Source organism: Actinomadura rubrisoli (genome assembly GCF_004349215.1).
GTDB lineage: Bacteria > Actinomycetota > Actinomycetes > Streptosporangiales > Streptosporangiaceae > Spirillospora > Spirillospora rubrisoli.
On sequence record NZ_SMKU01000558.1, the window covers coordinates 1 to 3,514 of the forward strand.

The 3,514-nt window shown below is 67.9% G+C and carries 6 protein-coding genes; 1 reads left to right on the forward strand and 5 read right to left on the reverse strand.

What is annotated here, in order from left to right:
* Positions 1-216 precede the first annotated feature (216 nt).
* The 5 genes from E1298_RS45245 to E1298_RS45260 all read right to left on the reverse strand — a co-directional run bounded on the left by E1298_RS45245 (position 217) and on the right by E1298_RS45260 (position 2,769).
* On the reverse strand, positions 217-432 hold the full coding sequence (locus tag E1298_RS45245; RefSeq protein WP_131903537.1) for a hypothetical protein: 216 nt from the start codon (positions 430-432) through the stop codon (positions 217-219).
* Between the two features lie 261 nt (positions 433-693).
* Positions 694-1,029 carry a hypothetical protein gene (locus E1298_RS45250; protein ID WP_165975966.1) on the reverse strand — a complete coding sequence of 112 codons (336 nt, stop codon included), beginning with the start codon at positions 1,027-1,029 and terminating at the stop codon, positions 694-696.
* Between the two features lie 38 nt (positions 1,030-1,067).
* Complete coding sequence (locus tag E1298_RS45255; protein WP_131903539.1) at positions 1,068-2,033, reverse strand: radical SAM protein; 966 nt, start codon at positions 2,031-2,033, stop codon at positions 1,068-1,070.
* Between the two features lie 145 nt (positions 2,034-2,178).
* Positions 2,179-2,301 carry a hypothetical protein gene (locus tag E1298_RS51485; protein WP_279499678.1) on the reverse strand — a complete coding sequence of 41 codons (123 nt, stop codon included), beginning with the start codon at positions 2,299-2,301 and terminating at the stop codon, positions 2,179-2,181.
* Between the two features lie 54 nt (positions 2,302-2,355).
* The gene (locus E1298_RS45260; RefSeq protein ID WP_131903540.1) at positions 2,356-2,769 is read right to left on the reverse strand and encodes an ATP-binding protein; all 414 of its coding nucleotides are present in this window, start codon (positions 2,767-2,769) and stop codon (positions 2,356-2,358) included.
* A gap of 206 nt (positions 2,770-2,975) precedes the next feature.
* On the opposite strand from E1298_RS45260, the gene E1298_RS45265 reads away from it, so the two are divergent.
* On the forward strand, positions 2,976-3,514 hold a 539-nt coding region (locus E1298_RS45265), incomplete at its 3' end, for a helix-turn-helix domain-containing protein (protein ID WP_165975967.1).

The window sequence follows — 3,514 nt, forward strand, 5'->3', positions numbered from 1 at the left end:
GGGGGCGGGCCGGGCGTGCGGGGGAGGTGCAGCCAGGTGATCGACCAGCAGAACGGGACGTTGCCGTTGCGGATCGTGTAGTTCTTGGTCCACTCCACGTCCAGCGAGGCGGCCAGCAGGTGACCCTCTCGTGGGACGGGGTCGGGCGTGCGGTGGATGATCACTCGGACTCCCGACGGGACGAGCGGGACGCCCAGGGAAGCACCGGTTCAGCGGTCATAGGGACGCCGTCGGGTGGAACTTTTGAGTGGGGAAGCAGTCTTGCACGCTGGCCTCAAGCTCGGTTGCGACATCGAGGTTCCCCGACCAGTGGTACAGGCCCAGGTGCCGCGCGGCGATCAGCGCGGATAATAGGGCGCGCTCGGTCGCGCACACCGCGAGCCATTCCCGCGCCGCGCGTTGGCGGCCGTTCGGGCGGGCGATCTTGTCCACAGCGGACTGCGGCTGCGTCGCCCGCGAGGGGCACCGCAGCGTCAACTCCGCAGCCTTGGCCTGATGCTGGAGGTGGTCGGCGCGGTCGGCGGCGTCGCTGGCCTCGTCGCCGACGTTGTCGCCGGGCAGGTCGTAGGCGGTGTCGAAGAAGATGGTCTCGCCGCGCGGCCGGTCGCCGCGGCGGGTCCATTCCGGGACCAGGGCGTGCAGGCCGCGCCCGAACTCATTGTCTCCGCACGGTGCTGGCGGGCGTACTGCGGTTCACGCCTGCCGGAGCACGTTCAGGTCGGCCAGGAGCCCGTAGCCGACGAGGATGTGGGCGAGGCGCCGGGCGCGCAGCAGGTCCAGGTCCGCCAGGCGCACCAGCTCGGCGGTCTCCTGCGGGGTGAGCGCGGCCAGCGCACGGAACCCGAAGACCAGGCCGCCGGTGGCGTCGCGGGGCTGGGTGCGGTGCAGGCGCAGGTACACCGCGGCGTAGGAGACCGGGACGGCCTGGCCGTGATCGTTGCGGGTGGTGTAGGTCGAGGTGGAGATCAGCAGGCGCGGTTTGGTGCGGCGGGTCTGCCCGGCCCCGTAGGGGTCCTCGGGCCAGGACATGTTCGTCCACCCGCCGCGCGGCACGGGTGCAGGCGCGGTCATCGGTCGGTCCGCGCGCAGGTCATGATGCTGGCGCCGAGGTACTTGCGGACGTGGTTCTCCTGGTAGGGGTACCGCTTCCAGATCTCGGTGATCGGCTCGGTGAAGACGTTGCCGAGCGGCAGCCACAGGTCCGGCTGGTCGTAGACGGGCCACGCGCGGACGACCCCGTTGGGTTCGATGACGAGCATGTGGCCTTCGGTCTCGGCGGTCCACGGCGTCATCCGCACCGCGGGCGTCCATGCGTGGGTGGTGCGCAGCTCGATCAGCCGGGCGAAGTGCTCGGCGGCTTCATCGACGGTGATGAACTCGCTTTCGGGCAGGTCGAGGGCGTTGCCCTTGCGCAACGGCAGGATCAGCTTGAGCTTGCCGACGTCCAGGACGTCGGCGATCTGCAGCAGGTAGGGCAGGCCGTGCAGCACCGACCGCAGCGCGACCGCAGAGAAGGAGATCGGGATGCCCGCCTCGCGGAAGGCATTCACACCTCCCATGACCTTGTCGTAGTCGCCCCGCACGCGCTGGAAGATCTCGCGCGGCCCGTCGAAGCCGATGTTGGCGAAAGCGATCTTCCCGGCGAGCTTGGGCGCCACGTTCACGCCGCGGGTGGCGTTGGTCGGCAGGCCGATGATGAAGTCGTCGAAGACGTCGAGCAGGTCACGGCGCAGCAGCGGTTCGCCACCGGACAGGAACACCCGCTGGACGCCGGCGAGGTTGGCCGCGGCGGCCTCCAGGTCGGCCAGCGACGGGTCGCGCATCTGCATCGTCTCGGAGCAGAAGTTGCAGTCGAAGTCGCATCGCTTGGTGACCTGGAGGATCACCGACATCGGCGCCGTCGCCTGGGCGAGGAGGGCGGCCCAGTCGGCGTCGGGGGACAGGACGAAGTGGTGGCCGCCGGTGAAGCGGATCGGGCCGGTCTGCTCGCCCTGCGGGCGGGCGGGAACGGACGGGGTTCCAAGCATCGTCATCTGAGCGCTCCGTGGAGTGATGGGGTGAGAACGACAGCACGGGAACGGCGGCGACCATTGGTCTAAGGGCCACCGTGGTGACCTCCGGGCGACGGCGGGGTACGGGGCACACGGTGCCCATCGCCGCCCGGAGGCGTCTTGGGGGCTACTCCTCCTGGTCCAACTGCTCGATGTTCTGCTCGGCCGCTGCGCGGATGATCTTGATGGCGCTGGGGAGCAGGCCATGCTGGACCATCGCCTTCTCGTAGGCGTCATGCGCGACCTCCAACGCGGCCGTGACGGGGACCAGTCTCTGGCCGCCTACGACGAGCGCTCACTTCAGTCATAGGGGCGGCACCTCCAGGACCGCGAACACCCACTTGCCCTCGTCGGCTGGCCGCCAGCCGTAGTGAGCCGCCAACTTCTCCACGATGAGCAGGCCCCGGCCATTTTCCGCGTGCAGATTCAGCGGCTGCCGCTTCGGCGGTTCCGGGACTGAGTCCCAGACCTCGACGGTCAGCGTGCCGATGACCTCTTCGCAGATCCGCACCTTGAACATGTGGTGCCTGCGTCCGTTGACCGCGTTGGTGACCAACTCCGAAACGACCAGGACGAAGTCCTCGGTCTGCGCTTCGGTGAGACCCCACTCGATCAGCGCCCGGACCGCGGCGCTGCGCGTGACACCCACCGCCGCCGGCGTCGACAGGAACTCGTGAGCCATCACGACCTTCTGAACGTCTTGCGCTGCTGTGGTCATCAGTGGCTCCCGCCTCGCAACCGGGTCTTCCTACCGCTCTCTGAGGGGCGGACGAGAATTGGTGACGCATGACACTGACTCGGACAGGACTTCGTGGGCTACGGAATTGGCAGAGGTTGGCAGCAGTCCTGAGCGGCGAAGATGTCGGAGCCAACGTCTGCCAACCCGGCACACCCGAATCACGGTTTAGAGGAACATACGAGCCCATGCCGCCCTCCTCCTCATCCAGCGCGCAGGCCGCCCGCCAGCGTCTTGGTGAGCAGCTCCGCGAGATGCGCACGTCTGCGCGCCTCACCGGTCGCGAGTTCGCGCAGCGGGTGGGGTGGGCGGACGCCACCACCGTCACCAAGATCGAGAAGGCTCAGCGCACCATCACGGCCGATCATGTTCGTCTGTGGTGCCGGACCTGTGGTCAGCCACCCGAACGCGAAGCTCAACTCCTCGCCGAGCAGAGAGCCGTCTCCCAGATGTGGCAGAACTACGCCCAGCTCGCCAAATCCGCGGGCGGTGGGCTCAAGGCGCGGCAGGAACGGTTGCGTGATCGGTACTGGCAGGTAAGACGTCAGCGGACTTACCAAACCAAGGTGATCTCCGGCCTATTGCAGACCAAGGGAATGAGGGCCTTCCCCCTGAAGTGTGGACATCTCGAGGCCTGGATCATGGATCCAGGGAAGGAGGTGTCTTTGATGGCGCTGAAGCACTATCCGGAGGAGTTCAAGACCGACGCGGTGGCGTTGTTCTTGTC